Source organism: Syntrophus aciditrophicus SB (genome assembly GCF_000013405.1).
GTDB classification, from domain to species: Bacteria; Desulfobacterota; Syntrophia; order Syntrophales; family Syntrophaceae; genus Syntrophus; species Syntrophus aciditrophicus.
Map to the genome: position 1 here is coordinate 2,951,530 of NC_007759.1, position 25,776 is coordinate 2,977,305.

At 54.7% G+C, this 25,776-nt stretch carries 28 protein-coding genes and 1 pseudogene; 18 read left to right on the top strand and 11 right to left on the bottom strand.

The genetic code is table 11. From position 1 onward, the window contains the following. Positions 1-66: 66 nt before the first annotated feature. From arsB to SYN_RS13865, 13 genes and pseudogenes are all read left to right on the top strand, one after another. Complete coding sequence (arsB, locus tag SYN_RS13805) at positions 67-1,158, top strand: ACR3 family arsenite efflux transporter (RefSeq protein WP_041585153.1); 1,092 nt, start codon at positions 67-69, stop codon at positions 1,156-1,158. A 23-nt stretch (positions 1,159-1,181) separates the two neighbouring features. Further along, positions 1,182-2,357: a permease gene (locus tag SYN_RS13810; RefSeq protein WP_011418831.1), complete on the top strand. Its 1,176-nt coding sequence runs from the start codon at positions 1,182-1,184 to the stop codon at positions 2,355-2,357. Between the two features lie 64 nt (positions 2,358-2,421). Further along, positions 2,422-2,667 carry a thioredoxin family protein gene (locus SYN_RS13815; RefSeq protein ID WP_011418832.1) on the top strand — a complete coding sequence of 82 codons (246 nt, stop codon included), beginning with the start codon at positions 2,422-2,424 and terminating at the stop codon, positions 2,665-2,667. Between the two features lie 146 nt (positions 2,668-2,813). After that, positions 2,814-3,125, top strand: a pseudogene (locus SYN_RS17135) (IscA/HesB family protein). Positions 3,126-3,243: 118 nt separating this feature from the next. Then, positions 3,244-3,489, top strand: coding sequence for a UXX-star selenoprotein family 1 (locus SYN_RS13825; protein WP_049750007.1), 246 nt, complete (start codon positions 3,244-3,246; stop codon positions 3,487-3,489). A 60-nt stretch (positions 3,490-3,549) separates the two neighbouring features. Continuing rightward, a complete protein-coding gene (locus SYN_RS17140) occupies positions 3,550-3,858 on the top strand; it encodes an IscA/HesB family protein (protein ID WP_353740320.1) in 309 nt (102 codons plus the stop codon). Between the two features lie 226 nt (positions 3,859-4,084). After that, positions 4,085-4,663, top strand: a complete 579-nt coding sequence (locus SYN_RS13835) for a DsbA family protein (protein ID WP_011418837.1) — start codon at positions 4,085-4,087, stop codon at positions 4,661-4,663. Between the two features lie 46 nt (positions 4,664-4,709). Then, positions 4,710-5,159, top strand: a complete 450-nt coding sequence (locus SYN_RS13840; protein WP_011418838.1) for a hypothetical protein — start codon at positions 4,710-4,712, stop codon at positions 5,157-5,159. Positions 5,160-5,305: 146 nt separating this feature from the next. Then, positions 5,306-5,896 (top strand): DNA-3-methyladenine glycosylase I, encoded by a 591-nt coding sequence (locus SYN_RS13845; RefSeq protein ID WP_237671297.1) that lies wholly within the window; start codon positions 5,306-5,308, stop codon positions 5,894-5,896. A 257-nt stretch (positions 5,897-6,153) separates the two neighbouring features. Next, positions 6,154-7,080 (top strand): AAA family ATPase, encoded by a 927-nt coding sequence (locus tag SYN_RS13850; protein WP_049750008.1) that lies wholly within the window; start codon positions 6,154-6,156, stop codon positions 7,078-7,080. 13 nt (positions 7,081-7,093) lie between these two features. Then, complete coding sequence (locus tag SYN_RS13855) at positions 7,094-8,509, top strand: vWA domain-containing protein (RefSeq protein WP_041585155.1); 1,416 nt, start codon at positions 7,094-7,096, stop codon at positions 8,507-8,509. Positions 8,510-8,572: 63 nt separating this feature from the next. Next, a complete protein-coding gene (locus SYN_RS13860) occupies positions 8,573-9,085 on the top strand; it encodes a GNAT family N-acetyltransferase (RefSeq protein ID WP_011418842.1) in 513 nt (170 codons plus the stop codon). After that, on the top strand, positions 9,082-10,215 hold the full coding sequence (locus SYN_RS13865; RefSeq protein WP_011418843.1) for a M20 family metallopeptidase: 1,134 nt from the start codon (positions 9,082-9,084) through the stop codon (positions 10,213-10,215). The genes SYN_RS13860 and SYN_RS13865 overlap by 4 nt, the downstream gene beginning before the upstream one ends. A 271-nt stretch (positions 10,216-10,486) precedes the next feature. Here SYN_RS13865 and SYN_RS13870 read toward each other — a convergent pair whose 3' ends face one another. Together SYN_RS13870 and SYN_RS13875 are read right to left on the bottom strand one after the other, a co-directional pair. Then, on the bottom strand, positions 10,487-11,338 hold the full coding sequence (locus tag SYN_RS13870) for a ferritin-like domain-containing protein (RefSeq protein ID WP_041585156.1): 852 nt from the start codon (positions 11,336-11,338) through the stop codon (positions 10,487-10,489). Between the two features lie 108 nt (positions 11,339-11,446). Continuing rightward, a complete protein-coding gene (locus tag SYN_RS13875) occupies positions 11,447-12,580 on the bottom strand; it encodes a site-2 protease family protein (RefSeq protein WP_011418845.1) in 1,134 nt (377 codons plus the stop codon). A gap of 291 nt (positions 12,581-12,871) precedes the next feature. Between SYN_RS13875 and SYN_RS13885 the strand changes: the two genes are divergently transcribed. Together SYN_RS13885 and SYN_RS13890 are read left to right on the top strand one after the other, a co-directional pair. Then, positions 12,872-13,840, top strand: coding sequence for an MBL fold metallo-hydrolase (locus tag SYN_RS13885; protein ID WP_011418847.1), 969 nt, complete (start codon positions 12,872-12,874; stop codon positions 13,838-13,840). A 75-nt stretch (positions 13,841-13,915) separates the two neighbouring features. Next, on the top strand, positions 13,916-14,707 hold the full coding sequence (locus SYN_RS13890) for a helix-turn-helix domain-containing protein (RefSeq protein WP_011418848.1): 792 nt from the start codon (positions 13,916-13,918) through the stop codon (positions 14,705-14,707). A 167-nt stretch (positions 14,708-14,874) separates the two neighbouring features. On the opposite strand, the gene SYN_RS13895 is transcribed toward SYN_RS13890, so the two are convergent. From SYN_RS13895 to SYN_RS13905, 3 genes are all read right to left on the bottom strand, one after another. Then, the gene (locus SYN_RS13895; RefSeq protein WP_011418849.1) at positions 14,875-15,543 is read right to left on the bottom strand and encodes an MBL fold metallo-hydrolase; all 669 of its coding nucleotides are present in this window, start codon (positions 15,541-15,543) and stop codon (positions 14,875-14,877) included. Positions 15,544-15,713: 170 nt separating this feature from the next. After that, positions 15,714-16,160 (bottom strand): PPC domain-containing DNA-binding protein, encoded by a 447-nt coding sequence (locus SYN_RS13900; RefSeq protein WP_011418850.1) that lies wholly within the window; start codon positions 16,158-16,160, stop codon positions 15,714-15,716. A 37-nt stretch (positions 16,161-16,197) separates the two neighbouring features. Then, entirely contained in the window at positions 16,198-17,580 is a 1,383-nt protein-coding gene (locus SYN_RS13905; protein WP_148202592.1) for an FAD-binding oxidoreductase, read from the bottom strand. Positions 17,581-17,900: 320 nt separating this feature from the next. Here SYN_RS13905 and SYN_RS13910 point away from each other — a divergent pair, with 320 nt between their 5' ends. Next, complete coding sequence (locus SYN_RS13910; protein WP_011418852.1) at positions 17,901-18,455, top strand: HDIG domain-containing metalloprotein; 555 nt, start codon at positions 17,901-17,903, stop codon at positions 18,453-18,455. Positions 18,456-18,495: 40 nt separating this feature from the next. After that, entirely contained in the window at positions 18,496-18,915 is a 420-nt protein-coding gene (locus SYN_RS13915; protein ID WP_148202593.1) for a universal stress protein, read from the top strand. A gap of 194 nt (positions 18,916-19,109) precedes the next feature. On the opposite strand, the gene SYN_RS15930 is transcribed toward SYN_RS13915, so the two are convergent. The 6 genes from SYN_RS15930 to gatC all read right to left on the bottom strand — a co-directional run bounded on the left by SYN_RS15930 (position 19,110) and on the right by gatC (position 25,028). After that, positions 19,110-19,994 (bottom strand): chemotaxis protein CheX, encoded by an 885-nt coding sequence (locus SYN_RS15930; protein WP_011418855.1) that lies wholly within the window; start codon positions 19,992-19,994, stop codon positions 19,110-19,112. Next, positions 19,984-20,640, bottom strand: a complete 657-nt coding sequence (locus tag SYN_RS13925; protein WP_011418856.1) for an HAD family hydrolase — start codon at positions 20,638-20,640, stop codon at positions 19,984-19,986. Before SYN_RS13925 ends, SYN_RS15930 begins: the two co-directional genes overlap by 11 nt. Continuing rightward, positions 20,637-21,740, bottom strand: a complete 1,104-nt coding sequence (mtnA, locus tag SYN_RS13930; protein ID WP_011418857.1) for an S-methyl-5-thioribose-1-phosphate isomerase — start codon at positions 21,738-21,740, stop codon at positions 20,637-20,639. The genes SYN_RS13925 and mtnA overlap by 4 nt, the downstream gene beginning before the upstream one ends. A 26-nt stretch (positions 21,741-21,766) precedes the next feature. Continuing rightward, positions 21,767-23,197: an Asp-tRNA(Asn)/Glu-tRNA(Gln) amidotransferase subunit GatB gene (gene gatB / locus SYN_RS13935; RefSeq protein WP_011418858.1), complete on the bottom strand. Its 1,431-nt coding sequence runs from the start codon at positions 23,195-23,197 to the stop codon at positions 21,767-21,769. After that, positions 23,197-24,654, bottom strand: a complete 1,458-nt coding sequence (gene gatA, locus SYN_RS13940) for an Asp-tRNA(Asn)/Glu-tRNA(Gln) amidotransferase subunit GatA (protein WP_011418859.1) — start codon at positions 24,652-24,654, stop codon at positions 23,197-23,199. The genes gatB and gatA overlap by 1 nt, the downstream gene beginning before the upstream one ends. Before the next feature lie 86 nt (positions 24,655-24,740). Further along, positions 24,741-25,028 carry an Asp-tRNA(Asn)/Glu-tRNA(Gln) amidotransferase subunit GatC gene (gatC, locus tag SYN_RS13945; protein ID WP_011418860.1) on the bottom strand — a complete coding sequence of 96 codons (288 nt, stop codon included), beginning with the start codon at positions 25,026-25,028 and terminating at the stop codon, positions 24,741-24,743. A gap of 351 nt (positions 25,029-25,379) precedes the next feature. Here gatC and tatB point away from each other — a divergent pair, with 351 nt between their 5' ends. Beyond that, positions 25,380-25,715, top strand: a complete 336-nt coding sequence (gene tatB / locus SYN_RS13950; protein ID WP_011418861.1) for a Sec-independent protein translocase protein TatB — start codon at positions 25,380-25,382, stop codon at positions 25,713-25,715. The last annotated feature ends 61 nt before the right edge of the window (positions 25,716-25,776 follow it).

A 25,776-nucleotide genomic window follows, 5' to 3' on the forward strand; every position in this document is an offset into this window, starting at 1 on the left:
ATGATTTTTGCTTCAATGTGGTGCGAGACGGTCATATGCTCAGGCAGAAGGAGGAGCGGAAAAAAAATGGCACAAGCTGAAGAAAAACGACTTTCTTTTTTGGACCGGTTTTTAACCCTGTGGATTTTTCTGGCCATGTTCGTCGGCGTGATGGGGGGATACCTCTATCCCGGAATCCGGGACGTCATCAACATCTTCCAGGTCGGCACAACCAATATCCCCATCGCCATCGGTCTGATCCTGATGATGTATCCCCCCCTGGCCAAGGTCAAGTATGAAAAGCTGGGCCAGGTTTTCACTAACGGCAAGGTACTGGCCCTTTCGCTTGTTCAGAACTGGATTATTGGTCCGATTCTGATGTTCCTGCTGGCGATCACCTTTCTTTCCGGCTATCATGAATACATGGTGGGCCTCATCCTTATCGGCCTCGCCCGCTGCATCGCCATGGTCATCGTCTGGAACGATCTGGCCGAAGGCGACCGGGAATACTGCGCCGGCCTCGTCGCCTTCAACTCGATCTTTCAGGTCCTCTTCTTTTCCGTTTACGCTTATATCTTCATTACGATTCTTCCAACGTGGGTCGGGCTTAAAGGGGCCGTCGTCGACATCTCCATCGGGCAGATCGCCGAGAGCGTATTCATTTATCTGGGCATTCCCTTCATCGCGGGGATCATTTCCCGTTTCGTCGGGCTGAAGACGAAGGGGATCCTCTGGTATGAAGAGAAATTCATCCCGAGGATCAGTCCCATCACCCTGATCGCCCTGCTTTTTACCATCCTCGTCATGTTCTCCCTGAAAGGGGAATATATCGTTGAACTGCCCATGGATGTCGTCCGCGTGGCCGTCCCTCTTTTCATTTACTTTGTGGTCATGTTCTTCGTGTCTTTCTTTCTGTCCATGAAAGTCCGGGCTACGTACGAAGAGTCCACGACCCTGAGTTTTACCGCCGCCTCCAATAATTTCGAACTCGCCATCGCCGTGGCCATCGCCGTCTTCGGAATCAATTCCGGAGAGGCCTTTGCCTGCGTCATTGGCCCTTTGCTGGAGGTACCGGTCCTTATCTCTCTGGTGAACGTGGCCCTCTGGTTCAAGAAGAAATACTTCCCTCATACCAAGGCGACTCCTACCGGGGTTTGCCATGTAACTTGTGAGAATTAGTAATATATGAAAGGAGAAAGGGATTGAAAGAGCGTTATAAACTTTTAATTATTGCGCTGACCTTTCTGGGGGCCTACTTCATCCCCTGGACTCATCCCGTTATCCGCCAATCCGGCCTGGAGGCCTTCCTGATGCTCCAGGAATACGCGCAACAGCACGTCCTGACCTGCCTGATCCCTGCGTTTTTTATCGCTGGGGCCATCGCTGTCTTTGTCTCCCAGGCTTCGGTGCTGAAGTACTTCGGGTCCACAGCAAACAAGATCCTGTCCTACTCCGTGGCCTCGGTGTCCGGAACGGTGCTTGCCGTGTGTTCCTGCACCGTGCTTCCTCTTTTTGCCGGGATTTACGTCCGGGGAGCCGGCATCGGTCCCGCGACGGCCTTTCTCTATTCCGGCCCGGCCATCAACGTCATGGCGATCGTGCTGACGGCGAGGGTGCTCGGATGGCAACTGGGATTGGCCAGGGCGATAGGCGCGATTGTTTTCGCTGTTATCGCCGGCCTCCTGATGGCCCTGATTTTTCGGCGGGATGACGCCAACCGGGTCCAGGGAGCCGTCTATATCCCGGACATGCATTCCAACTCCCGCACCCTTGCCCAGGATGGCATTTATCTGTTTACCCTGGTGTTCATCCTGATCTTCGCCGCCTTTGCCCGGCCGGCACCCGGTATTACCGGCATATGGGCGGTCCTGTTTGCCGCAAAATGGTTCATCACAGCGGGTCTTCTGATCCTGCTCGGGTTCATGCTGAAGTCCTGGTTCACCCGGGAAGAACTGACCAGCTGGGTGGACGCGACCTGGGGGTTCGCAAAGCAGATCTTTCCGCTCCTGCTGGGCGGCGTTCTGGTAGCGGGCTTTCTACTGGGGCGTCCCGGTCATCCGGCGCTGATTCCGGAACAGTACATTCAGGCCCTGGTGGGCGGAAATTCCTTCTGGGCGAACTTCTTCGCCTCGATCGTCGGCGCTTTCATGTATTTCGCCACCCTGACGGAAGTGCCCATCCTTCAGGGACTGATCGGCTCGGGTATGGGACAGGGCCCTGCTCTTGCCCTCCTTCTTGCCGGACCGGCGCTCTCCCTGCCCAGCATGATCGTGATTTCTCAAGTGATGGGGGTGAAAAAGACGGTCGTTTATTGCGCTATCGTTGTTCTGCTTTCCACCCTGGCGGGATACGGCTACGGATGGTTGGTTTCCTGCTGAGAAATGAATCTTCATCAGGTCGAACATGTAAGATGTAATCAGTTTTAAAAGGAGGTTAATTGCCATGAAAATCAAAGTGTTGGGCCCGGGATGCGCCCGTTGCAATCAAACGGAACAGCTCATCCGGGAAACCGTCGCCGAGGCCGGTGTGGATGCGGAAATCGAAAAGGTGACCGAGGTCATGAAGATCGCTCAATACGGCGTCTTCGGCACACCGGCGGTGGTGATCGACGAGGAAGTGAAGTCCGTGGGGAAAATCCCCAGGAAGGAAGAAATCCTGGCCTGGATCAAGGAAAAATCAGCAGCATGACGTCACGGGTATCCGATATCTCCTGGCGCAAACAGCCTCATAAGACTTAAAAAGCCGGAAAAGGGGAAACTCATGAAGAACAACCTGTCAGAAGAGGCGCCTTGTTGCTGCGTCTCCGATCCGGAAAAGGCTGCAAGGGTGAGACCATGATCGAAGTCACAGAAAAGGCGGCGCAGGCGCTCAAGGAGCTTCTGAAAAACCGGAAAGCTCCCGGCACAATCAGAATCCGTTCGCAGAGGGGATGCTGAGGGGCTTCTCTGGTCATGGCCCTGGATGAGCCGAAGGAAAACGATACAGTATTTACGGAACGGGGCATCACCTTCGCGATAGACAAGGATCTTCTGGAAGCTATCAAGCCTGTTTGGATCGATTTCGTTGACTTGGGAGGGCAGTCAGGATTTCTATTGACCCCTAAGGATGAGCTGCCTTCTCTGACCGGTCTTCAGGATTTCAAGTAATCAGCCATGTGAGCGGATTTGCGTTTTGCAAGTTCACATCCCGATGCAGAGGTAATGAATCAAATTATCTCCTCAGAATTATAGGAGATTCTTTTTCGTGAGCGAAAGGAGGACCATTATGGGAGAAAAGATCAGGATCTACGGAACGGAAATGTGTCCCTTCTGCAGAAAGGCACGTGAGGCCTACGGGGAGAAGGCCGTTTTCATCAATGTCGGAGGCGATCCGGAAAAGCTTGCAGAGATGCTCGCCTATTCCGGCGGCAACAGGACCGTGCCTGTCATCGTGGACGGCGATAAGGTGACGGTCGGCTTTCTCGGGGATTCCTCTTCACAGGGGAACGTCCCGCTTTTCGGGGGCGGATGAGCGGTCTGAACAGGGCTCTCGGTGAGAGACCCACTATTTTTTATTACGGAGGAAGAAATCATGATAGAAGTCACGGAAAAAGCGGCGCAGATGATCAAGGAGTTTATGGAAAACCAGCAGGGACCAGGCACGGTGAGAATCCTTCTCCAATCCTGTTGAGGCCCGCCTTCTCTGGCAATGGCTCTGGATGAGCCTAAAGAAAACGATACGGTCTTCACGGAAAAGGATATCAACTTCGCGATAGACAGAGATCTCCTGGAAAAGGCCAAACCGATCCGGTTGGATTTTGTCGAAGCGTGTGGGCAATCAGGATTTCAATTGACCTCGAATCTTCCGGAGGAAGGCGGCGGAGGCGGCTGCTGTTCCTGAGGAGACGGCAAACCGCAAGAAACAATGGAAATAATACCCCGCCATTCGCAGCGGGGTATTATTTCAGGGATGCGTGATATGAAAGATTGCGGCGTATAAACGAACTGCGAAAATGCGGTGACAAATTGCACCCCGTGAATCTCCTTGGAAAAAGGATAGAGCAACCCCTTTAATCGATCGGAAATAATTTCCAGAAATCATATGGAAAATCAAAGGGTTAAATTACATGAAATTTAATTCCATTGCCACAAAAGCCTTGCTTTTCATTGTGCTGTCGTTGTTTGTTTTTCTCAGAAGCAACGCGCCGGGACAGGAACAAATCTTCCCGGCTTACGGAGTCGGGAAGATTGAGGTGCGTCTTTACACGGACTATTTCTGCCCGCCCTGCCGGAATATGGAACCGGCGGTGGAGCCGATCCTGAAAGATCTGATCAAAAATAACGTTATCCGGCTGACTCTGGTGGATGTTCCCTTAAGCCGCCAGAGCATTCTGTACACCCGGTATTTTCTCTATGCCCTGAAGAGTAAAAATGATCCGGAACATGCCATCAAGATCAGGAAGATACTGTTCGAGACCGCCGAAGCCGGCAGCGTCACAACACAGGAGCAGATTGAAAAGCATTTGAAAAGCAAGGAGATACCATTTCATCCCTTTGACCTGAAATCCGCCTTCGACCGCTTCAACGTCCTGATCCGGGAAGATCACATCAATGCAACACCGACCTGCGTCATCATAAAAAGCGGTAAGAAGGAAGTTTTCAGCGGAGGGGAAGACATCGTCAACGCCCTCAGACACTTGCGATGAATGAGAAAGGAAATAAAAAAACGGCTCATAACCAAGGAATAAGGCAATGACATGGGATAAAGTTTTAAAAGCCATCAATATTATTTTTCCTTTGATCGGAATGGGACTGATGATCTTCTATGATGCCTGCGACACGTCCTGCTCCTATCTTCAGGGCACATTACTGGGTATCGATCTGAAAATTGTAGGGATCCTCTTTATGGCCGGTCTTCTGGCAGCGGCTTTGCCTCCCTTTTCCCGCTACCCGATCCCCATCGACCATCTGCGCACCATGATGCTTTCCGCCGCCATTGGAGGGGAAATTCTACTGGTTCGTTTTCAGATCGCGGAGGGCACCTACTGCCCCTTCTGTCTGGCCTTCGGGATGTGCCTTCTGGTCCTGTTTGCAGCAAATTTCATCATGATGAACAAGTATCTGGCGCTGGGCTCCTTCCTGGCTGGAATCGGCGCCTTTGTCCTTTTTTTTGAAGGTTCTGTTCTGCCTCTTTACGGGTAGGGCAGGTTCATCCCTGACGCACGTGTCGAAAAAAAAACAAAAATACAGTCCGTCTTCTCAAAACGACGCACGAGAACTGCTCAGGGAACAGGTTAAGGGGTGAGAATTGGAATCAGTCACGCAAGGATGAATTAAGCAGAATGGGCTTGAATACTAAAAACAGATGCGAATGGTGCGGTACGAATCCGCTGTATGTGGAATACCACGACAACGAATGGGGAGTGCCTCTGCACGATGATCGTGGCCTTTTCGAGCTGCTGACTCTGGAGGGCGCGCAGGCAGGTCTGAGCTGGCTGACCATCCTCAGGAAACGAGAGCACTATCGCAATGCATTCCACGGGTTCGATCCGCAGAAGATTGCCGGCTATTCGGAAAATGACGTTCAGCTCCTGCTTGGTGACTCCGGCATCGTGCGGAACCGCCGGAAGATCGAATCGACTGTCGGCAATGCGCGGTGTGTGCTCGCCATTCAAGAAGAGTTCGGTTCCTTCGATGCTTTCCTCTGGAGTTATGTCCATCATCAGCCTGTTCAGAATGCCTGGCGATCGCTGACCGAGCTGCCTGCAAGAACGGCGCTATCGGACACGATAAGCAAAGATCTGAAGAAACGGGGTTTCAACTTTGTGGGATCAACCATTTGTTATGCCTTCATGCAGGCGGTCGGCATGGTGAATGACCACGTCGTTACGTGCTTCCGCCACGAACAGGTAAAGAAGATCGCCCGGCCAGGGGATTGAAAACAGAATCCATGCGATTCGTCGCAATCATCCGTTCAGTTCCTCCTCTTAAGTTAAGCGTACAGGTCGAAATACTGCATGTCTGATTCGCTTCCATCAAGTCTCTCCCGATCATCACCCCGATAACCCGCCCGGCCGCTGAACATGATCTTTAAAAAACAAACGAAATCATGGAAATGAAGTCATTTTTGTGTGAAAATGACACATAAGAAGTTGTCTATCCAATCCCACCCTATTTGATTAAGAGGAGGCACGAAATGCTGTTTAAAAACGTGGCGGATGCCGACAAAAAGCTGAGGGACGTCGGGTACATTTCCTCGCAGGAAATCGCCACCGTGGTTTATCTGGCGGGGGTGACAAAAAAACCGGTCCTCGTGGAAGGACCGGCGGGCGTGGGAAAAACCGAACTGGCCAAGGCCGTGGCGAAGGCACTGAAGCGGGAGCTGATCCGTCTCCAGTGTTACGAAGGGCTCGACGAAAGCAAGGCCCTCTATGACTGGGAGTATTCGAAGCAGCTCCTCTACACCCAGATGCTGAAAGAAAAGATCCAGGACATCATCGCCGATACAAAAACACTCCCGGAGGCGATGGACCGGATCGCCCTTCAGGAAAACGCTTTTTTCTCCGAGCGGTTCGTTCATCCCCGTCCGCTCCTTCAGGCCATCTCCTCGGAAAAGCCCGTTGTTCTCCTCATTGACGAAATCGACAAATCCGATCCGGAGTTCGAGGCCTTTCTTCTGGAAATCCTCAGCGACTACCAGGTGACGATCCCTGAAATCGGGACGCAGAGCGCCCGGCACATCCCCTTCGTGTTCCTCACGTCCAACAACTTCCGTGAACTGAGCGACACCCTCAAGCGCCGCTGCCTCCATCTCCACATCGACTATCCCGATATGAACCGGGAACTGGGAATCCTCCTGGTCAAGTTCCCCGGCATCGACCGGGTCTTCGCCGAGAAGATCGTGGAGGCGGTCCGGACGATCCGGGATCTCGATCTGAAGAAAAAGCCCTGCGTTTCAGAAACGGTGGACTGGACGCGGTCGCTCATCGCCCTGCAGATGTTCGAGATCAAGCCCGAGGTGATCATGGGAACCCTGAATGTCCTGTGCAAGAGCGAAGCGGACGCGCAGAAAGTCCGGGAACATTATTCCCGGCCGCCGAAAGGCGGTTTCTCCTGCGCCTGAAAGGGAAATTATCATGATTCAAGCCCTTCTGCAGTTTGCCGCCCTGTGCCGGGCCGGAGGGTTGAGGATCTCCACGTCGGAGGTCCTGGACGCCGTCCGCTGTCTGGAGCTCATCGATCTGGCCCCCGAAGAGCCCTTTCGTGCGGCCCTGCGGGCCAACTTCGTCAAAGAGATGAAGGATGAGGAGCTTTTTGACAGAATCTACGATCTGTATTTCCATGCCCTGCAGATTGGCGCCGACGACATGCGCTCCAGGGCCCTTTCCGGCCGCCTAGTCGATCTGGTCGAGACCTTTGGCCGGGAAGCTCAAGACTCTGAGTCAGCCCTGGCCTTCTTCGATTTTCTGGCCGGCAACCGAGCCGCTTTTTTACAGGAGCTTCAGAAGATTCTGGAGCTGGAGGCTGACATGCCGGAGCTTCCCTTTTCCGACATCCTCTCCCCATTACAGCAGAAAATTCTGCGGAAAGGGATGGATAAACTCCTGCCGGAAAGCGCTCTTGAAGGCGCCGATATCGAGCGGCGCAGTCTTGACGATCTCCTGCTTGAACGCCTGGGACTTGCCGGTCACATGCAGGACGAGCTGCCCCCCGGCTTGAATCTGCCGGGCCCGGATGCCGAACAGGCCCCCGGACAGCCGCGCGATCTCGGGGAACTTCCCTTTTCCCAGCTCAGCCGCCAGGAGGCCCGGGAGGTGCACCTGGCCATTGAACGTCTGGCCCGACAACTGCGCGATCTCGTGGCGAGGCAGTATCGCAGAAAACGAAGCGGCGTTGTCGATATCAAAAAAACGCTCCGCCGCGCCGCCTGTTACCAGGGGATTCCCCTGGAGCTCTACTTTCGCCGGAGGCAGAAAAGGAAGTCGAAGGTCGTGGCCCTCTGCGACGTCTCCTATTCCGTCTGGACGGCGGTCCCCTTCATGCTCAATATCCTCTACTCCGTCCAGGACTGCCTGAGCCGTGTCCGGAGTTTCGTCTTCATCGCCAGGGTGACGGACGTCAGCGAAACGATGAAAGATCACGAAATCATGGACGCCATCGATCGGATCATGACCCGGTTCAAACTTGAATCGCCACAATACGCCGTTTATGGCGGAGAAGAGGAACGGGACCACGTCGATGCCGACCTGGAGATTTCCGACTACGGCGCAGCCTTTTCCCAGTTCAAGGAAGAGTTTATCAGTGTGCTCGACAAGAAAACGACCCTGATTATCCTGGGCGACGGCCGGACGAATTTTCTCGACCCCGGGGTGCAGTTTCTGGAGACGATGCGGGATCACTGCCGCCGGGTGATATGGCTCAATCCGGAGCCGGAACGCCTCTGGGGCGTCGGAGACAGCGCCATCGGAACCTACCGCCCCTTCTGCGACGACGTCCGCCCCTGCCGGAATCTCAACGAACTGAGGGCTTTCATAACCGGCCTGGTTCTTTGAACTTCAAAAGGCACAACCAATGGATATAATTCCCGGCCCTCGAAATCACAAAAAGGTTATTGCATGGAAAGAGTATCGGAATTTGAAGACGAAAAGCTGCGCATCCGGGAATTGATGATCGATGATTTTCCCGATGTTTTCCACATCGGCGAAGAGATTTTTACCGCCGAGTTTTCCCAGAGCCTCTACCGCACGTGGGATGAATTTGAAATCACAACCCTTTTCAATTCAGACAACGAACTTTGCCTGGTGGCGGAGGTCGGCGGAAAGATCCAGGGCTTTGCCCTGGGAACCACCGTGGAGAAACGCAACTCCCCTTGGAAGTACGGGTATCTGATCTGGCTGGGGGTGCGGGAGGAAGCTCAGAAAGGAGAGGTGGGCACCCGGCTGTTCAATGAAATAAAGCGCCGGATGAAAGACCAGGGGGCGAGGATGATCATCATCGATACTTCCGCCGACAACGAAGCGGCTCTCTCCTTCTTTCAGAAGATGGGATTCAAGGACAGGCAGGAACACGTATTCCTGTCCCTCAACCTCACCCGCAGAACCAAAAAGCCCAGGAAAAAGAAGCCATGACCAGCGACCTGAAACGCGTCGAGAGGGCGATCTATCCAGCCAGACTGCGGAAAACGCTTCTGGATCTCCTCGATATCTATTCCCCGTCCGGAAAGGAAGAGGATATGCAGCTCTACCTGACCGAGATCCTCGAAAGAGGGGGGGCGGTCGTGAAACGTCAGGAGGTGGAGGAGGAACGCTACAACCTCCTTGTCACCATGGGAAAGGGCGAGCCCCTGCTCTATCTCGTCGGCCACGTGGATACCATCCCCGCCTGGGATCTGGAGTCCTCCGGACCAAACGAAGAAAACGGCATCTTTTACGGTCTGGGAAGCGCGGACATGAAAGGAGGCTGCGCGGCGATGGTGGAAACCTGGCTGGCCCTTTCCGAGGCCCTTCCTTCCGCTGAACGGCCGCCGGTCGGTCTGCTGCTGGTCGTCGGCGAGGAAGAAAATGGAGACGGCAGCGCCGCTTTTCTTGAATCCCGCCGCCCTCCCTGGGTCATCATCGGTGAACCGACCGGCCTGGCGCCCTGTTTTGCCCATTACGGTTATCTGGAAGCCAGCTTTATCACGAGCGGCCTCAGGAGCCACTCGTCCCTTCCCGAACTGGGACACAACGCCGTGGAATCCATGCTGCGGCTCCTGCTGCATCTGGGGAAAAACGCCCTGTTCAACCGGGAGGAGTCGGATATCGTCTATTCGATCCGTGAAATGAGCTCTTCTCCCGCAGGGTTTGTCGTTCCTGACCGCTGCGAAACCTGGATCGATCTCCACCTTCCGCCCGGCAGGGAACCGGAAATCGTCCAGGAGGCGATCCGCCGGATCGTCGCGGAGGCGCACCGGTACATTCCTGATCTGGTCGTGGAGGTGAACTTTGATTTCACTTTCGGCGGTTATGATCTCGGCTCCGAAAACCGGATGGCAAGCTGCTTAAAAGAGATCTACGCCGAATTGAATTTGCCCTTTCGCCTTGATTCCTTCCGCTCCCATTCCGACGGCAACCTTTTCTTCGCGGCGGGAACGAACCCCTTGATTCTCGGTCCCGGCTCCCTGGAAACAGCCCATACGCCGGACGAGCAGGTTCTTTTCGAGGACGTATTGACGGCGGCCCGAATTTATGCCGCCCTCTGCCTGAAGTTTTCTGCGTGAACCACCCGCCTCCGGGGAAATGATCCTTTACCAAATTATTGCCCGGAAAGAAGGGCGTTTTGTAATTATCGGGCAGGGAAGAGAAAAACGATACGATTTCTGCAGCAGATAAAACAGCGCGGGGTTCCGCCGGGATTTTCAGCCAATCAGCGTAACCTCCGCGCTCCGTGTTTCTTCAGTTCATTCCATGATTTCTCTTTTCAAGATTTCAGGGGCTCCCGATGCCCAATTCAACGGAGGCCGGCTTCGTTATAAAGGGAGAAGACAGGCCCTACTTCAGCCAGTCTTTCATTTCTTCAGCCTGCCAGGATTCCTGTTGAACCGCGAGGTCCATCTTGATGACCAGGCCGGAGTGTTTTTTAAATTCCGCGTCGTCCTGCAGTCTGGTGTGACGCCCCAGCGATTCCAGAACATCCCCCAGGGCTTTGTGAAGAACCTGTACCATCCCCTGACCGGCGCCCACGTCCCCCGGTTTCATCCGCGGCGCCGCGCCATCCTCGGCAACAGCCTCGGCGAAAAGAGCCAGTTGCTTCATCTTTTCCATGGACTGGTCCATCAGGGCCCAGCCCCTGTTTGCCTCTTTCTGGGAAAGCCAGGACAGACGAAGATGCTGGAGCATTTCATTGTATTTGCTGTTCAGCTCCGCCTGGAGCGTTTCCAGGAAGGTGGGAGGCAGTTCAAATCCTCCTTTGGGAAGCCCCCTTGCATCTTCCGGGCTGAGCTTGTCGAGCAGGCGCTGAAAACGCCGGGCATGGATCTCCGATTCCCAGGCTTCCCGATGAAGAACCCTGCGTATATGGGGATCGTCCACTTTTTCCGCTTCGTCGTGGTAATGGGGGATCAGCTTTTTTTCATATTCAATGTAGGATTTCAGCAGGGTTGCGCGGCTGGTGGGATCAAAGGGATAAGGTCCCGGCACGAAAGTCGGTTCGCCGCCCAGCCGGCCGATAATCATGCCCAGCCAGTGCATATGCCACATCTCCTCGCGGGAACGGGAGAGGAGGCTGGCGCCCATGGGCGTATCCTCTCCCTCCTGATAGGCGTGAACCAGATAGCGGATGATGGCGGCGTGTTCGTCTGCGAAATCACGATTCAACATGTCGATCAATTCCTTGCTGTCCATGGCAATCCTCCTGATAAATTCGCTGAATGGCGTCTCCCGCAACCTGCTGTTCCGGATTGACGCTTCATGATGTGATGTTTGAGATGAACACCATAACACACCGTTCCGTTATGGCTTCATGTCCCGCAGTTCCAGTTTCAGGGACAGAAAACGCAGCATATCCTTGAGGGTGACAATGCCCACCAGTCGATCGCCTTCAACCACGAGCAGACGACTGTTTGTCGTCCGGCTCATTTTTGCCAGAGCGCGGACGGCATCTTCATCCGGTCCGACCGTGATATCCGGAGTGCACGCTCCGGCAATTTCTCCCACCGTGTGCTCTCTCCACTCCTCCCGGGGGACCTCCGCCGCCTGACGGACGGTGATGCAGCCCACGAGACGGTCAAAGGAAACCACAGGAAACATCTTGAAATGGTACCGATAGACGTAATCATTGACAAATTCTTCCAGGGTAAGGGCGCGGGATACCGTGATCGGGTCCGGCACCATGAAACGGCGGACCTTTTCCCCTTCCAGAACTTTCCGCGCCAGAACCTGGGTGTAAGACATCTGTGCCGCGTTGCGCAGGAAGAGACCGATCATCAGCCACCACAACCCGCCGATGAAATTGCCCCGGAACAGGCCGAAAATGCCCATCACGATCAGCAGGATGCCGAAAGTGGAACCTATCGAAGAAGAAATGCGCGTCGCCCAGCGGAGATTGCCCTTCCAGCCCCATAACATCGATCGCAGGACGCGCCCGCCGTCCAAGGGGAAGGCCGGCAGCAGATTGAAGCCGGCAAGGACAAAATTGATCAGCCCCAGATAGGATGTCACCGTCGAAATCGATCCCGGCCAACCCAGGTTCCTTCCCGCATACGTGACTCCATGGAACGTCAGACCCAGGGCGAGACTGGAGAGGGGGCCGGCGATGGCCATGAGAAATTCCGCCTTGGCGCTGGGCGGCTCATCGTCCATTTCCGCAACACCACCAAAGATGAACAGCGTGATCCCTTTCATGGGAATTCCATAGCGGGTGGCAACCAGGGAATGACAGAGTTCATGAAAAATAATGGAGAGAAAGAGCCCCAGCGCCCCGAAAACCCCCATTGCCCAGTATGTACTTTCGGCAGCCTTATAGGAGCCCGGGAAAACGCCCTTAGCCAATGACCAGGTTACCAGAAGCGCCAGCAGCAGCCAACTGGCATCGATGCGCACTTCAAAACCCAGCAGTTTGAAAAGGGTGATGCGGTTTCCGAACATACCGTTTCCTTCAGATCCTGTTCAAATTTTCTACGGCCATTGCGGTTTTCCTCCGGAAGGGGCGCCGCCGACCTGTGTGGACGGCGACCCCGGGAAATATCCCCCTCTGCACCAACTCTATGAAATTTTAGAAAATAATGCCCTGATTCCCATGGAAAATCAAGAGAAATAAGCCGATCATGGCAGCAGGGGCAGTCAAAAATCTGTTGCCTATTTTCCCGATCCTCATTATAGGACAACAAAGAAATAACGGATTCCGTCATTTTTCCCGCGGAGGAGGTTTGCCGGCCCTTGATCGAAGAAATTGCCGGAAACTTTTACAGAATTACGCTTCCCATGCCTTTTCGGCTGAATCATATTCAGTCTTTCGCCCTGGTTCAAGACAGGCATGTGACACTCTTTGACACGGACCTGGATATTCCGGAAGGAATTTCAACTCTCGAGGACTGTCTTCAGCGTATTGGTCGCTCCATCGCCGACATCGACAGGATCTTCCTCACCCATTATCATGTCGATCATTGCGGTATGGCCGGACGTTTAAAGGAAATAAGCGGCGCCCGGATCTATCTTTCCGAAGTCGACTATGAAGCCCTCCGGAATCAGAACCGTGAAAAAGAGTTATTCCAGCACATACGGCACTTCTGTCAGGAGCATGATGTATCTGATTCCCTGATCGACACGCTGCAGGAAATTCACTTCTATTTCAGCCGAGCCACCTATCCCTTCGAAGTCGATGAACTTCTCCCTCCTTACGCGTGGTACACATCGGGCAATCGCGCCTTTCAGGCGATCCCCGCCCCCGGTCATACGCGGGGACAGGTCTGCTTTTATTTTCCCGGAGAGGCCATCCTCCTAGCCGGTGACCATGTTCTGCCGGAGATAACCCCCAATCTCAGCATCGATCTGTTTCATCCCGAATGGCATCCCCTGGGAGATTTCCTCGAATCTCTGAAACGGGTCAATACCTTGAAGGTCGATCGCGCGTTTCCATCTCACGGCAGCACCATGGACAATTTTCCCTCCCGGATTCATGAGATCGAAGTGCATCATGGAGAACGAAAGGAACTGATTTTGCAGGCAGTGCGCGGAGGTTACGACACCGTTCGGGAAGTATCCCTGAAAATCTTCGGGGAAGACCTGCCCGAATTCGATCAATATCTGGCACTCCATGAAACCTGCGTGCACCTGCTTGAACTGAAAAGTGAAGGTTTGATCAGGGAAATGCGGTCGGGCATGAAAAAGCGTTATCTTCCCCAGTGAGATCGGCACAGTCTATCCGTAATTTCCATGCCGCAAACCGATATTATTTCTGATTAATCTTTTAAAGAGGTTGCAATGAATGTTGAAGAAGTCCGAGAAACTTTAGGAGACTACCTGATCAGGGAAAGGGAATCTCGAAATATCACGACGGAAGATCTGGCCAGAGCTACTCATCTGAGTGTTCATTTCATTGAGGCCCTTGAACATAACGATTTTTCCCGATTTTCTCAAAAAGAATCGATCCCTGGTTTTTTAAAGCTTTATGCGAGGCATCTGCCTCTCAATTACGAGGGCGTACTGAAACGGTATCAGTTAGAAAATGAACGCATTCTGAAACAGCTGGTCCAAAAGGAATTGCCTTTATCACGAGACTATGGCTCTCCTGTCACACAGGCCCGGGGAAGCCGGTGGCCTGCCGGTCAGCTCGGCAGATGGATAATTCCGTCAGCCTGTGCCGTCATGGCCGTGGCCATCTCCCTGTCCATCTATCTGGCGCCGGAAAAAGCTCAGCCGCCGGTCGTTCCCAGCTCAGCGAAGTTTTACTCGACGGCACAGGATTTACAAAAGCCGCAGCCGGCGCCGATTCAGCCGAATCCTGTCGACGCAGATTATCCAGCCTCATCAACGCCGCTCCCTGAGAAACCAGCAGTCCCCGCATCCGCGGAACCTTTGATGCCTTTAGAGAAACCGCCCGCCCCGGCGACGGTTTCTGAAACGGAAAAGGTTGTGGTTGTCGGCAATCGGGACAGTAAGCGATACCATCTTCCCGGCATGAAATATTACAACGAGGTCAAGGCCTACCACCGGGTCCTGTTCGACTCGGAAGAAGAAGCACTGAAAGCCGGTTATTATCGAGCGAGAGAGTAGGAACAGACAGTTTTATCCCTGTCGCGTTTCTTCATCTGCCGGGGCCGATTTTGTCGACGGCTCCTTGACAGACTGTCTATGCCGTCGCGCCGGCTCCTCAACGCCACTTTCTTATCCTGATGAATTCAACAGGACTTCAAGCGTGTCTCCCATGGGATTTCCGAAGGCTAAATATAAGGGAATACGTGTTGGACAACCATCTCGAAGTTTCTTTTCACCTGTTCCCGACCGAGAACCATGCCCATGTGACCGGGAAAAAGGAACTCCGCACCCAGTTGCGACAGCCGGACAATACTCTGCTTCAATAAATTCCCGTCGCCGCCGGGAAAATCGGTCCTGCCCACATTCTGATCGAAGATGACATCTCCGGAAAAAAGCGCGCCGGTGCGAGGCCAGTACAGACCTATGGAACCGGGGGAATGGCCGGGAGCATGGACGATCTGGAAGGTTTCATCCCCCAGAGACAGTTCGCCTTCATGCAGGATCAGGTTGATGTCGATCCGGGGAACATCCTGGCCGAACATGCGGCAGAGCCGCGCATTCGCTTCACTGTTGTAAAAGGCTACATCCGCTTCGTGAAGGGCGATTTTAACGTCGGAACCATTGAACAGCAAGCTTCCTTCGATATGATCGGAATGGGCATGGGTATTGATGATGGTGCGGATGTCCTCGCGCCTGACGCCGTCCTTAGCCATATCATCGAGGAGGAGCGGCAGGTATCTGGCATGTCCCGGATCGATCAGGACCTGTGCCGTGCCGCCGATATAATAGCTGTTGCAGTTGTTGTCGTAATACTCCGTCCATTCATAAACGAAGATGTCGTCATTAAACTTCATTTTGTTGTTCTCCTTTAAATAAAATCCCCAAATGCGCCATCACGATCCCTTTTCCGATAAACAGCGCTTTTCATCGTTCCGAAAGGAGCAGCCGACGGATTTGCGGGGAAAAAACAAACAGCGGGATTGCCGTTAATGATTTGACTGCTGCCGATCCGCAACGGAAAATATCATTCCGGTTGCAGCAGTTTGAAGCCGAGAACCGGATCCGCCTCCCGATGAGCCGATGTATCGAGCAATTCAAAGACAATGACCTCAAGAATATGCCAGACCTTGACTCCTTTGCGGATGCAGCCCGTCACGGTCTGATTCTTCCGGCCCAGGGCGAAATGCATGTGAACCAGAGGGTGCCCCTCTTCATCGGGGAAGAGGGTGCCCGTGCCGGCCACTTCATGGGCATTGTCCAGCAGGAGTTCCATTGGAGAAATCGGCGTTGAACGGCCTTCTTCAGGACCGACGACAAGGCGGCTGCCTGCATCCGCACCGCCCACCGCGATCAGGGCGGCCGCGCGGATTGACTGTTCCTCCGCAAAGCGCTCAATCATTTCGTGTACAATTTCTCCGTCTTCAAGACGGAGGATAAAGATACGCCCTTGCCGGGCCCGGGAAAATTTCATGGGGATTCTGCTGATGCCTCCTTTTTTTCCGGCGCAGTCAGGGAAACATTTTGCCTGGGTTCATGATTCCCCGGGGATCTAAAAGCGCCTTGATCTTTTTCATCGTTTCCAGGCTCTCGCCGTGTTCCATGGCCATGAAGCCCCTCTTTCCCAGCCCGACCCCGTGCTCCCCGGTGCAGGTTCCTTCCAAGGCCAGGGCCTGGCGGACAATTCGGCGATGAGCCTCCTCCACGTGCGCCCACCGCGTTTCGTCGTCGGGATTGTCCATCACCACCACATGAATATTGCCGTCCCCCGCGTGTCCGAAAACATAGGCCGTCAGATCCACCACCGTCTTCTTGATGAAGGCCACCAGCCCCGAATAGCGGGACAGGGGAACGGCGACATCCATGCTCAGCGAAAGAAGTCCCGGATGGGCGCGCCGGATGGATTCATGGGTCAGATGGCGGATTTCCCAGAGCCGCTTCCGCTCTTCGGGGCCGATTCCCCGATCCAGAAGAAGACAGGCGTTGGCCTGGCAGATTTCGGTAACAAAGTGCATTTCATCTTCCAGTCCCCTTTCGCTGTAACCGCTGAATTCCATGAGGAGAGTGGGACATTCTTCAAGCTGGAGACCTCGATCCCGGTTGAGGACCCTTACGATATCCGCATCGAGGAATTCCATCGCCCCGGGGGCCAGTCCAGAGCGCATGATTTCAAAGACCGTCCGGGTGGCATCGCCGACGGAGGGAAAGGTTGCGCGGACCGCCATGAACGCGGCCGGAAGTCCCATAAGTTTCACTGTAGCTTCGGTGATGATGCCCAGAGTACCCTCGGCGCCTGTGAACAGGCGGCAGAGGTCATAGCCGGAGGAAGACTTGCGGGAGCGGCTGCCCGTCCTGATCACCTGCCCATCAGGCAGAACCACGGTAAGCCGCATCACGTAATCCCGGGTTGCACCGTATCTCACACTCCGGATGCCGCTGGCGTTGTTTCCGATCATCCCGCCGATGGTCGCCGCCGCGCCGGGATCCGGGGGGAAAAAAAGCCCTTCCTTTTCCAGGATGCGGTTCAGTTCTTTATAAATCACCCCGGCTTCCACATCTGCCTGAAAATCCTCCGAACGAACGGCGAGGAGCCGGTTCATCCGCTGAAGGTCCAGCACAATCCCCCCTCTTACAGGAATCGGATTGCCTTCCAGCGAGCTGCCCGCGCCCCAGGGGGTCACCGGAATCCCACGCTCGCAGGCATAAGCGACGATCCTGCTGACCTCGCCAGTATTTTCAGGCCAGAGAACGGCCTCCGGCAGACTGGGTCTGTGGAAGGATTCGTCATGGGAATGATGAGAGCGGATCGACTCCCCGCGGGAAAATCTTTCCGTACCCACAAGTCCGGTCAGATAAACGATATCCGCCTCTTCAAGATAAGGTTTTGTGGTCATATGCTCTCTCTTTCGACAGTCCTGCAGCGGTATCCTTTTCCGGGTCAACAGAAGCGGAATTCCTGTCTTTTTCTGCAGGCCTGTTTCGCTGCATATCACAAAAGCCGGGAAGAAAAAAGCACCATCCTGGATGAGACAGAGGAGCACAGCGGAGGAAGTTCACCCGTTTCCGGGAAAGAGGCTGTCGCAATTTCCTGTCCGGCAGGCCGATGTCATCATACGCATTGGCACAGCTTTCTGATCCTCTTGACAACACGCCCCGGAATTGTAATTCTGTGTAAAAATTCCCCATGGCACAGTAAAGGAGGAATCAAGGTCTCATGGATCGTTCATCTGCTGTCGAACTGCTTCATTCATACATTCAAAATGAAAGGATGCTTCAGCATTCCTACGCGGCGGAAGCCGTCATGCGGGCGCTGGCCAGGCGGCTGGGGCGGGACGAAGATCAATGGGGGCTGGCCGGCCTGCTTCATGACCTGGATGTGGAAAAGGTTCAGGCCGACCTGACCGTCCATGGTCTGGAAGCCGCGAAAATCCTTGAGGAGAAGGGTGTGGACCCGGAGATCATCGAGGCGATTGTCATGCACAACGAAATGGCGAGCGGCAAGCCTCGACAGCAGGAATTCCATTTCGCCCTGGCCGCAGGCGAAACATTGACCGGACTGATCATGGCGACCGCTCTTGTCTATCCGGATCGGAAACTGGCCAGCGTCAAACCCAAGTCCGTCGTCAAACGCATGAAAGAGAAAAATTTTGCAGCCTCGGTCAGTCGGGACTGTATCCTGGAATGTGAAAAGCTGGGGATTCCCCTTTCGGAATTCGTTGATCTTTCTTTAAAGGCCATGCAGGAGATCAGCGGGCACCTGGGGTTGTGATTCCCGGAAATCTATAATCTATATCTCGGAGGTGACGGTCATGTTCAAGCATATTCTTGTCCCTGTCGACTTTTCACCTAAAAACAGGCACGCACTGGACATTGCCCTGAAAATTGCCGAGTCGGACAAGTCCCGCATCAGTCTGCTCCACGTTGTGGAGATCATCGCTGACACGACCTTTGAAGAATATCGGGAATTTTATGCCGGCCTCGAAAAGAGGGCGCAAAAAAAAATGGCCAGCCTGACCGCCTTCTGCGAAGCTCAGGGCGTTCCGGCGGCAGACCGGATCGCCTTCGGCAACAGGGTGCAGGAAATCCTGAGTCACGCCGCTGAAACAGGGGTGGATCTGATTGTCATGAGCTCTCACAAGCTGCAGATTGAAGAACCGCCTCAGGATTGGGGAACCATCAGCTATAAAGTGGGCATCCTCTCTCAGTGTCCGGTCCTGCTGGTGAAATAAGCATTTCCGTCAATGCTCCCCGCCAGTCCCCGGCGATCAGATCCGCATGACGCCGCTGCGGCAGCTCCGTCGTCAAGGGCGCCTTTTCGAATCAGCTGGAAAGAACAGTTTCCATACCGGGGGGAAGCCTGAAGGACTGACAGGGGGAATCTGCTGCAGGAATGCTTGAAGGGACCTTCCGGGTGCGGAAAGAATCAGCAATTTTGGTGATTCTTTTTGATGACGGGGCTATCCAGGTCATCAATGGATAATTTCGACAGGATTTCCAGGGCGGTCAGGTCCAGCTTCAATTGCCGGATCTTCCTGTCATAGCGGGCAATTTTCCCATTCAACTTTTTCCTCTCCTCCCTGGACATAAAGGGCTGGGCTGATAATACCTTCTGAGTGTTGCGACGGTCCTCGATCATTGCGTCCAGCGTCTCCTTGAGCCTTTCCCGACGGTTCTTTGCATCCTGCTCCTGCTCTCCCTTTTCCGATCCAGAATTCAGAGCCGCGGCTTCTGTCACAATGGGACCGGGCGCCGGTTCCGCCGCAGTCTTTGGCAACAGCGGCGCAAACAGATCTGCTGTCCGGCGATTGACGACCTGATAAGTTTCCCGGGATCTGGCCCTGGCATCGGTGGTCCGGATGCAGACATCGACGAAAAAATTCCCCTTGTCGGTGGAAAAGGGAATCACGATGCTGGGGCTGTTCAGAATGTGCCGGAGGGTATGATTTTTCCCAAAAACGACGGACGGGATGGCTGCATAGACCTGCAGGCCCATCTTTTCAAGGTTTGTCCGGGCTACGCCGGAAATCATGTTGGTAAGTTCCCCTGCAGCATCCAGCACCTCCTTTGTCGTTTCGCTGCAGGTTTCCCCCAGCATGGACCCGACAATCCCGCAGATGCAGTCTTCACTGAAGCTGATGGCCAGCGATCCGGTGGCGTCCCCAGTGATGCCGATGATTCCGGATACGTCCCCCCGGGCCGTATCATCCTTCTTCAGATAGGGCTTCGCCGCAACGGCCTCCATGAAGGCCATCGTTCGGATAACCTCCAAAGCCCCGTTCAGAAAGGGATTGATAAATTTAACATCCATGAAATGAAGGTTCCCTCGTAAAAAGCTCCAGAAGGGCGGGGGCCGTATCGATCAGGAAATCCGGAGAAACGGACTCGAGGATTTCCCGGCTGTGCCATCCCCATGTGACGGCAATGGTTTTTATGCCGGCTCGGCGCGCTTCCCGGATGTCACCGGCCGTGTCGCCGATATAATAGACCGAATCTCTGGACATGCCGCTTTCGCTTTGAGCGCGAAGTATCTTTTCCGTTTTGTTCAGGAGGGCATCCGAACCCACAACAGCTTCAAAACACTCCTGAACGTTCATCCGGTTCAGCAGAACCGAGATGGTTTTTTCGGTATTGGAAGAGATGAGCATCAACCGGTGTCGTTTCGCCAGTTCAAGCAATACGGATGCCATCATGTCATAAGGTTGGATCAAAGAGATGTCGATATGCGGACGGATCTCAGCCAGAACGGCAATGAAGGCCTCAAGATCAATCCCCCGCTTCTCCACCTCCCGGTAGAAATTATCATGGTACAGGGCGAGGAAATCCTCCCGATTTCTGATAATCGGCCTGCCGAGTCTTTCCAGACACTGACGGACCACATCCTCATAGACCTCAAGGGAATCGACGAGAACGCCGTCAAAATCAAAGAGAAGCAGTTTCTGGTCGAAGGATTTCATGGGAAGGAAAGAAAAAGCCGCTCCAGGGAGGACTCGTAGGGGAACTCTGCAATGCCGGCTTCCGTGATAATGGCTGAAATGTAATGGCCGGGGGTCACATCGAAAGCCGGATTATACACTTCCACGCCGGCCGGGGCAATCGGCACCCCCCGGATGGTCAGAATTTCCTCCGCCGGCCGCTCTTCAATAGGAATCTCATTGCCGCTGGAAAGCTTTCTGTCAATCGTGGAAAGAGGCGCGGCGACATAAAGAGGGACCGAATGCGCCGCCGCTAAAACGGCCAGAGTGTACGTCCCGATTTTATTGGCGGTATCGCCGTTGGTGGCAATCCGGTCCGCCCCGACGAGGATGCAGTCAATGCGCCCCTGTTTCATGAGGAATCCGGCCATGCTGTCGGTGATCAGCGTGACCGGGATGTTTTCCTTCTGCAGCTCCCAGGCGGTCAAACGGGCTCCCTGCAGGACGGGCCGCGTTTCATCGGCGAAAACCTGCACCTGCTTCCCCGCTTCCCTGGCCGCCCTGATGACGCCCAGCGCCGTTCCGTAGCCGGCCGTGGCCAGGGCTCCGGCATTGCAGTGGGTGAGAATCCGATAGCCGTCGCGGATCAGAACCTGCCCATAATGCCCGATGCGCCTGTTGATCGCCACGTCCTCTTCCGCCATCCGCCGGGCCTCCGCCACCAGGGCCTTCCGGACAGCAGCCAGTGTTCGGGCGATTTCCTTCCCAGGTGCTGCTGAAGAGCATTCCGAAGATGTATCTGGGTGGAAATGCTCTCCAAAACAGCGTTTCATCCGTTCCACGGCCCAGAAAAGATTTCTCGCCGTGGGTCGTGCCTGGGCAAACCGGTCGCAGAGGGCCTCAAAGCCATTGCAAAAGGCCTCCGGAGAGTCGTCCGGCAGGGAAAGCGCCCCCAGGGCAATGCCCATGGCCGAGGCCACACCGATAGCTGGGGCGCCGCGTACGGTCAGATCCCTGATGGCCGTCAGCACCTCTTCGAAACGGGTGCAGGTCAGATAGCGCTCTTCTCCCGGCAGGGCCTGCTGATCCAGAAGAAGAACAGCATCATTCCGCCAGGCTATTGTAGTAAAACTCGCTGACATCCTGTATTCTCCAGTTCTTCCGACACTTATCCCGCCAGCATCTTCTTCAGGAGGTCATTGATGACCTGAGGATTGGCCTTGCCTCTGGTCGCCTTCATGACCTGGCCGACGAAATAGCCGAAGAGCTTGTCCCTGCCGGAGCGATACTGGGCCAGCTGGTTCGGATTCGCCTCCAGAATTCCGGTGATTACACCGGAAAGCGCGGCCTCGTCGGTGATCTGAACCATTCCCTTTTCTTCCACAACAGCCGGAGCCGTTTTGCCCGTCCGATACATCTCTTCGATGATTTCTTTGGCCATCTTGCCGCTGATCGTACCCTGATCGATGAGACGGATCAGTTCTCCCAGGGAAGCGGCGGAGATGGGACAATCCCGGATTTCCCGCTTCTCCTCGTTCAGGAAGCGCAGGAGATCTCCCATCACCCAGTTGCTGGCCGCCTTGGGATTTCCGGACTGCCGGGCGACTTCTTCATAGTAATCGGCCAGGGGACGGCTCGAAGACAGAACGCCGGCATCGTAAGGCGGGATGCCGTAATCCCGCACGAAGCGTTCGCGCTTTTCCAGGGGCAGTTCGGGCTGTTCCCGTAGCACGGCCTCCACCCAGTCCGCGGAAATCTTCACCGCCACGAGATCCGGATCGGGGAAGTAGCGGTAATCATGGGCCTCTTCCTTGCTGCGCATGGGGTGCGTCACCCCCTGGCTGTCGTCCCAGAGGCGGGTTTCCTGCACCACGCTCCCGCCCCCTTCCAGGATGTACTGCTGCCTCTTGATTTCATACTCCAGGGCGCGCTGGACATTGCGGAAGGAGTTCATATTTTTCAGTTCCGTCCGGGTCCCGAACTCGCTTTCTCCCCGGGGCCGGAGGGACACATTGGCGTCACAGCGGAAGCTGCCCTCCTCCATGTTGCCGTCGCAGATCTCGAGATAAACGAGAATTTCATGGAGCCGCCGCAGATAGGCCGCGGCCTCCTCGGCGCTGCGCATATCCGGTTCACTGACGATCTCGATCAGCGGCACGCCGGTCCGATTGAGATCCACGTAACTCGACGGATTATGGGGATCATGGATCAGCTTGCCCGCGTCCTCCTCCATGTGGATGCGGGTCAAACCGATCCGTTTCTTCCCGTCTTCCACTTCAATGTCCACATAGCCGAATTCCGCCAGGGGATAGGCATACTGGGAAATCTGGTATCCCTTGGGCAGGTCGGGGTAGAAGTAATTCTTCCGGGCGAAGCTGCATTCCTCGTTGATCCGGCAATGGGTCGCCAGGGCCATCTTCATCCCGAATTCCACCACTTTTTTGTTCAGAACAGGCAGCACGCCGGGCATTCCCAGGCATACCGGGCAGGTATGAGAATTGGGGGCTGCTCCGAATTTAGTGGAACAGCCGCAGAAGATCTTGGATTCCGTAAGCAGTTGGGCATGAACTTCCAGCCCGATTACAGGTTCGTATTCCATCAGAGGATTGGCCTCCTTTTTTCGATATGGGCATTCCTCTCATAGGCGGACGCGATCTGCAGGAGTTTGCCCTCTTCAAAATGTCCCGCCAGAAACTGGATGCCGACAGGCAGTCCGCTCTGCGTATACCCGCAGGGAACAGAAATCCCGGGAATGCCAGCAAGGTTTGCGGAAATGGTAAAGATGTCGGAGAGATACATCTGCATCGGATCGTCGGTTTTTTCACCGATCGTGAAGGCCGGCGTCGGCGTCGTGGGGGTCAGGATGACATTGCAGTCCTTCAGGGCTTCTTCAAAATCCCTCTTGATGAGCCCCCGGACCTGGGAGGCCTTCTTGTAATAGGCGTCATAATAACCGGAAGAAAGGGAGTAGGTTCCGAGCATGACGCGTCGCTTCACCTCGGTGCCGAAGCCGGCCGACCGCGTCTTTTTGTACATGTCGAGAAGATCCCGGCAGTCGGCGGCGCGGAACCCGTACTTGACGCCGTCGTACCGAGCCAGGTTGGAACTGGCCTCCGCCGGGGCGATGATGTAATAAACCGCCACGCAGTAGTCGGTATGCGGCAGGGAGATTTCCCGGCACCGGGCTCCCAGGCCTTCCACGGTCCTGATGGCCTGTTCGATGGCGCCCCGCACCTCGGGATCGATTCCTTCGATGAAGTATTCCTTCGGGATGCCCACCGTCCAGCCTTCGATCCCCCGATTCAGATAATCCCGGTAGTCCGGAACGTCCACCGGAACCGACGTGGAGTCCCGAAGGTCATAGCCTGCAATGACGTTCAATAAAATGGCGCAGTCCTCCACGTCCTTCGTGAAAGGACCGATCTGATCCAGGGATGAGGCAAAGGCGATGAGGCCGAAGCGGGAAACCCGGCCATAGGTGGGTTTCATTCCAACCACACCGCACAGGGCTGCGGGCTGGCGGATGGAACCGCCCGTATCCGATCCGAGAGCAGCGATGCACTCGTCCGCTGCGACCGCGGCGGCCGAGCCTCCGCTGGAACCGCCCGGTATCCGTTCCAGATCCCAGGGATTCCGTGTGAAGCCGTAATAGGACGTTTCCGTCGACGATCCCATGGCGAATTCATCCATATTCGTTTTTCCCGTGAAGACCGCTCCGGCTTCCCGCAGTTTGACAACAACCGTAGCGTCGTAAGGCGGAATGAAATTGTCAAGGATGAGAGAGCCGCAGGTTGTCCGGACGCCCCGGGTGCAGTAAATGTCCTTCAGAGCAACGGGAATGCCCGTCAACGCATTGATTTCTCCCGTCCGGATCTGTTCGTCGGCTTTCTGCGCCTCTTCAAGGGCCGATTCCCGCATCAGGGTGATGTAGGAATGAACGTTCTCCTCCACGGCGTCGATACGGCCGAAAACGGAATTAACAATGGCCGTCGAGGTGACTCCGCCCTGCCGGATTTTATTCTGTAACTCGTGAATGGTCAGTTGATAGAGTTCCATATTCTCCTCTTTGCGGAACAGCGGCCGGCTCAGGAAGCATCAAACGCTCCTGCCGCCGCCTTCCGTCCCGGAAACATCCTGTAAGGTTAATCGATCACCTTGGGCACCCGGAAAAATTCACCCCGGGGATCCGGTGCATTGGCCAGGGAGAGGTCCTGAGAGAGGGACTCCTGGACCTTGTCTTCCCGGAAGGCGTTGTGCAGGGCGATGGCATGGCTCAGGGGTTCCACCCCCGACGTGTCGACTTCATTGAGTTTATCCATGTACAGCAGAATTTCATTCATCTGAAACGTAAAGGTTTCCATTTCCGACTCGCTGAATTCCAACCGTGCCAGATGAGCGACATAGGCTACTTCTTCTTTTGAGATCTTCAATACGAATTACCTCGAATTTCTGAGTGAAGCCCGACGGACTGCTTCGACCGCGTCGGTTTTTTCACGCACCATAGCGATTTCTATAAGGAATGCCACCTACCATAAATATCCATGAAACGCAAAAATATTTCTCCTGACAAGGATCAGAGGAATTATAGGAACGCATCAGTAAAAGTTCCTGTTATTCCAGTTCGCTTTCCGGCGCCCTTCGCGTGTCTCGACAGGACATGCCCCCGAATTCTGCCGTTTCAGCCGCTTATTCCGAGGGTTTCCATATCACGATAAATCCATTGACAATCTTCCATCTCCATATATATAAACGGCCATGAATTAACAGGAGTGAATGAAATCATGTTTAATATCGGCATGCCGGAACTCATCTTGATCGTCGTGATCGCGCTTCTCGTTGTCGGACCGAAGCGACTTCCCGACGTGGCAAAGTCTCTGGGGAAAGGCCTTTCTGAATTCCGCAAAACCGCGGAGGACGTAACCGACAGCCTGAAAGGCACCCTGCAGGAAGATGAGCCACAACCGGCGCAGAAAGAAGGGAAAAACGGGAAGAATCTGCTTCTCGATGAAAATAAGAATGCAGAAAGAAACTCCAGCGAACCCTTTCAATCATCCCGAAACGAGTCCCGGGAAATCAAACAGCCCCCTCCTTCCTCTTCCCCCGGACAAGATGCGTAATCTGAAACCTTCAGGATTCGAGAGCGAGGCTCTTCCCTCTCGTCAATCCAGGAAATGCCCA

Excerpts from the sequence above, each read along its gene's own strand:
- arsB (WP_041585153.1), top strand. The coding sequence starts at position 67 with ATGGCACAAGCTGAAGAAAAACGACTTTCTTTTTTGGACCGGTTTTTA.
- SYN_RS13815 (WP_011418832.1), top strand. The coding sequence starts at position 2,422 with ATGAAAATCAAAGTGTTGGGCCCGGGATGCGCCCGTTGCAATCAAACG.
- SYN_RS13825 (WP_049750007.1), top strand. The coding sequence starts at position 3,244 with ATGGGAGAAAAGATCAGGATCTACGGAACGGAAATGTGTCCCTTCTGC.
- SYN_RS13835 (WP_011418837.1), top strand. The coding sequence starts at position 4,085 with ATGAAATTTAATTCCATTGCCACAAAAGCCTTGCTTTTCATTGTGCTG.
- SYN_RS13840 (WP_011418838.1), top strand. The coding sequence starts at position 4,710 with ATGACATGGGATAAAGTTTTAAAAGCCATCAATATTATTTTTCCTTTG.
- SYN_RS13850 (WP_049750008.1), top strand. The coding sequence starts at position 6,154 with ATGCTGTTTAAAAACGTGGCGGATGCCGACAAAAAGCTGAGGGACGTC.
- SYN_RS13855 (WP_041585155.1), top strand. The coding sequence starts at position 7,094 with ATGATTCAAGCCCTTCTGCAGTTTGCCGCCCTGTGCCGGGCCGGAGGG.
- SYN_RS13860 (WP_011418842.1), top strand. The coding sequence starts at position 8,573 with ATGGAAAGAGTATCGGAATTTGAAGACGAAAAGCTGCGCATCCGGGAA.
- SYN_RS13865 (WP_011418843.1), top strand. The coding sequence starts at position 9,082 with ATGACCAGCGACCTGAAACGCGTCGAGAGGGCGATCTATCCAGCCAGA.
- SYN_RS13870 (WP_041585156.1), bottom strand. The coding sequence starts at position 11,338 with ATGGACAGCAAGGAATTGATCGACATGTTGAATCGTGATTTCGCAGAC.
- SYN_RS13875 (WP_011418845.1), bottom strand. The coding sequence starts at position 12,580 with ATGTTCGGAAACCGCATCACCCTTTTCAAACTGCTGGGTTTTGAAGTG.
- SYN_RS13890 (WP_011418848.1), top strand. The coding sequence starts at position 13,916 with ATGAATGTTGAAGAAGTCCGAGAAACTTTAGGAGACTACCTGATCAGG.
- SYN_RS13895 (WP_011418849.1), bottom strand. The coding sequence starts at position 15,543 with ATGAAGTTTAATGACGACATCTTCGTTTATGAATGGACGGAGTATTAC.
- SYN_RS13900 (WP_011418850.1), bottom strand. The coding sequence starts at position 16,160 with ATGAAATTTTCCCGGGCCCGGCAAGGGCGTATCTTTATCCTCCGTCTT.
- SYN_RS13905 (WP_148202592.1), bottom strand. The coding sequence starts at position 17,580 with ATGACCACAAAACCTTATCTTGAAGAGGCGGATATCGTTTATCTGACC.
- SYN_RS13910 (WP_011418852.1), top strand. The coding sequence starts at position 17,901 with ATGGATCGTTCATCTGCTGTCGAACTGCTTCATTCATACATTCAAAAT.
- SYN_RS13915 (WP_148202593.1), top strand. The coding sequence starts at position 18,496 with ATGTTCAAGCATATTCTTGTCCCTGTCGACTTTTCACCTAAAAACAGG.
- SYN_RS15930 (WP_011418855.1), bottom strand. The coding sequence starts at position 19,994 with ATGGATGTTAAATTTATCAATCCCTTTCTGAACGGGGCTTTGGAGGTT.
- SYN_RS13925 (WP_011418856.1), bottom strand. The coding sequence starts at position 20,640 with ATGAAATCCTTCGACCAGAAACTGCTTCTCTTTGATTTTGACGGCGTT.
- mtnA (WP_011418857.1), bottom strand. The coding sequence starts at position 21,740 with ATGTCAGCGAGTTTTACTACAATAGCCTGGCGGAATGATGCTGTTCTT.
- gatB (WP_011418858.1), bottom strand. The coding sequence starts at position 23,197 with ATGGAATACGAACCTGTAATCGGGCTGGAAGTTCATGCCCAACTGCTT.
- gatA (WP_011418859.1), bottom strand. The coding sequence starts at position 24,654 with ATGGAACTCTATCAACTGACCATTCACGAGTTACAGAATAAAATCCGG.
- tatB (WP_011418861.1), top strand. The coding sequence starts at position 25,380 with ATGTTTAATATCGGCATGCCGGAACTCATCTTGATCGTCGTGATCGCG.